Below are 3070 nucleotides of genomic sequence, written 5' to 3'. Positions count from 1 at the left end.
CGCTCCAGCTCGCTCGCGGTCCGTGGCACCGCCGATGTGGGGGCCGAAGCAGCGGCGGTGTTGCGTGTGGGGACAATGGGGGTCCCGGCGTTCGCCTCGGCGGTGAGCGCGGGATCGTTGCGCAGGAATTCGTCGGACATGGCGCTTGTTATCAATAGCAGGAGGATCGCGGTCAGCGACGCAAGGACGGCGATGTTTCCTGCGATGCGCTTGACGCGACGAGACAAGGAACCCTCCAATCAATGACGTACCGGCTGCTCACGGATGCCGACCGGCGGCTGGCAACCGCGCGGCCCGAGGAAGTGATCCGCCCACCACGACGCCGCTGCCAGCGGATTTGCGAGCCAGCCGGTGAGAACGCGCGAGCCTGTGAATCCATTATGTGGCACCTGCAAGTGAACTGCCATTTCGGGGTTCCGATGGTGATCTCATCCGTAGGAATGAGCGCCGGGAACACGAACTGACGTAGTCTTAAAGCAACTGTCGTTAAGTAGCAACGAGGCATCCTCGCCGACGCTTCGCGACTTGACCTAATTGAGGGGAAAAGACCTTGAACGGAAACCCGATCTTCGACTCCAAGAACCAGGCCCAGGCCTGGGGCACCAAGCAGTCCCAGAATCCTGTGGGCTTCCAGAACGCTCCGCAGATGAGCGCCAGCCAGCTGGAGGATATGTACCGCCAGCCATCGGCCACCGGTGCCGATACCGGCGGATGACCATCGGCGATGTCATTAACAAGACCATCCTGACCCTGGCCCTGGTGGCCGTGGGTGCTGGCATCGGCTGGATGTTCCCGGCCTGATGCTTGTTGGCGCGATCGTCGGGCTGGTGCTCGGCCTGGTCAACGCCTTCAAGAAGATGCCCTCCCCGCCGCTGATCCTGGCCTACGCGCTGGCAGAGGGTCTGTTCCTGGGTGGTCTCTCGCAGGCCCTGAACTCACTCTACCCGGGCGTGGCCGTGCAGGCGCTGGTCGCCTCCATTGCCGTGGCCGCCACCACCCTGGCGCTGTACCGTTCGGGCAAGTACCGGATGACCCCGAAGCTGAACAAGATGTTCTTCGTCGCGATGATCGGCATGCTGGTCTTCTCGCTGCTGAACTTCGTGCTGATGCTCACCGGCGCGGTTGATGGAATGTTCGGCCTGCGCAGCGCCGGCGGCGGCATGCTGGGCCTGGCCATTGGCGTGCTGGCGGTGCTGCTGGCGACCTACGCCCTGGTCTCCGACTTCACCATGATCGAGGACCTGTCCAACCGCGGCGCCCCGGCCATCATGGCCTGGCGCGGTGCGTTCGGGCTGACCATGACCCTCATCTGGATGTACGTGGAGATCCTGCGCATTCTGTCTATTCTGCGCGAACAGTAATAATCATATTGAGCGCTCAAACCGGAAGCGGTATCAGATTTGGATACCGCTTCCGGTTTTTTGTCACAATCGGTTCATAGACCACGGAAGCCGTGAAACGAAAGGGTAGCTTAGAGCCATGAAGAGCAGGATGTTTTCGTGGGCGCGCCGTTTGAGGGTGGCTCCACCGTCCGCTCCTACCTCCGCCATTGAGGAATTGGCGCCGGGACCGGCGGCCTTCCGTGATGGTGAGGACCTGCCCTACGGCATGCGCATCGCCGCGTCCTGGGCGTGGCGGTTCCTGGTCGTGGTGCTCGCCGTCGGCGTGGTCATCTGGCTGCTGTCGAAGATTTCGCTGCTGCTGATCCCGTTGATGGTCGCCGCGCTGCTCACTGGCCTGCTCGGGCCGGTGGTTGAGTTCATGCACGGCCGTCTGGCCGTGCCGCGGGGGCTGGCGGTTGGGATCACCGTGATCGGCTTCCTGGCGGTGATCACCGCCGGGCTGACGATGGTCGGCCAGCGGCTGAGCACCGGGTTCAGCGCCCTGTGGAACCAGGCCGTCATCGGCATCTACCAGGTGCAGGACTGGCTGTTCAACGGGCCGCTGCAGCTGAGCAACGACGACCTGGCCAATGTGGTCAACGACGCGCTGCTGCAGCTGCGCTCGAACGCCTCAAACATCCTGAGCGAGGCGCTGAGCTGGGGATCGGTGCTGGGCCAGATCCTGACCGGGATCCTGCTGGCGATCTTCGCGCTGATCTTCCTGCTGTTGGACGGGCGCAAGATCGGCACGTTCATGATCAACCTGCTGCCGCGCCGGGCCCGCCCGGCCATGGACGGGGCGGCGACCCGCGGGTGGAACTCGATGATCCGCTACGTGCGGGTCCAGGTGCTGGTGGCGTTCATTGACGCGGTCGGCATCGGCTTCGGAGCCTTCTTCCTGGGCGTTCCGCTGGCCCTGCCGCTGGGCGTGCTGGTGTTCCTGGCTCGTTCATCCCGATTCTCGGCGCGCTGTTCACCGGCGCCGTCGCGGTGCTGCTGGCCTTGGTGGCCAACGGCTGGGTGAACGCGCTGATCATGCTGGCCGTGGTGCTGGCGGTGCAGCAGGCCGAGTCCAACATTCTGCAGCCGCTGATCATGGGCAAGGCCGTGAGCCTGCACCCGCTGGCCGTGGTGATGGCCGTGGCCGGAGGCACCATGGTGGCGCAGATCCCCGGGGCGCTGTTCGCGGTGCCGCTGATGGCGGTGCTGAACTCGATGGTCAAGTACATCGCCCACCGGTCGTGGGAACACGACCCGTTCGTGACCGAACACTACGGGCCGCAGCAACCCGCGCCCCGGCCGACGGAACCCGAACGTGAACCCACCGCAGGCATCGGCTCTTCAGACACCGCAGCCCCCGTCCCGGCCGTGCAGCCGCCGCCCGGGGAACGGAATGAACCCGAACCGAACGAGGACCAACCGTGAGTACAGTGCAACAGCTACCCGTCACCCTGGAGGACATCGAGGCCGCCCGCAAGGTGCTGGCCCCGATCATTTCGCTGACCCCGGTGGAACACTCCCGGATGCTTTCCCGCCAGGTCGGCTCGGAGGTCTACCTCAAGTGCGAGAACATGCAGCGCGCCGGCTCCTTCAAGGTGCGTGGGGCGTATGTGCGCATGAGCAAGCTCAGCGACGCGAGAAGGCGCGCGGCGTGGTGGCGGCCTCGGCCGGCAACCACGCCCAGGGGG

The 3070-nt window shown here is 65.0% G+C and carries 3 protein-coding genes and 2 pseudogenes; 4 read left to right on the top strand and 1 reads right to left on the bottom strand.

Annotated features, from left to right (window positions below; genetic code table 11):
* The coding region (locus tag JCM19049_RS20185) for a hypothetical protein (RefSeq protein ID WP_279402957.1) at window positions 1-227 on the bottom strand (227 nt) is incomplete at its 3' end.
* 323 nt (window positions 228-550) lie between these two features.
* Here JCM19049_RS20185 and JCM19049_RS20180 point away from each other — a divergent pair.
* From JCM19049_RS20180 to JCM19049_RS10530, 4 genes and pseudogenes are all read left to right on the top strand, one after another.
* Window positions 551-715, top strand: a complete 165-nt coding sequence (locus JCM19049_RS20180; protein ID WP_279402956.1) for a hypothetical protein — start codon at window positions 551-553, stop codon at window positions 713-715.
* An 85-nt stretch (window positions 716-800) separates the two neighbouring features.
* Window positions 801-1361, top strand: coding sequence for a Bax inhibitor-1/YccA family protein (locus tag JCM19049_RS10545; RefSeq protein ID WP_279402955.1), 561 nt, complete (start codon window positions 801-803; stop codon window positions 1359-1361).
* Between the two features lie 118 nt (window positions 1362-1479).
* Window positions 1480-2807: pseudogene (locus tag JCM19049_RS20175) on the top strand (AI-2E family transporter).
* Window positions 2804-3070: pseudogene (locus tag JCM19049_RS10530) on the top strand (pyridoxal-phosphate dependent enzyme); the annotation flags it as partial. The pseudogenes JCM19049_RS20175 and JCM19049_RS10530, both read left to right, overlap by 4 nt.

This window comes from Arthrobacter sp. JCM 19049 (assembly GCF_001310435.1).
Note: the sequence above shows the minus strand (reverse complement) of the source record. Positions and strands in the feature narration are given on the sequence as shown.

What these genes read in the sequence shown, in the direction of transcription:
- JCM19049_RS10545 (WP_279402955.1), top strand. Translation starts at nt 801, where the DNA reads ATGCTTGTTGGCGCGATCGTCGGGCTGGTGCTCGGCCTGGTCAACGCC.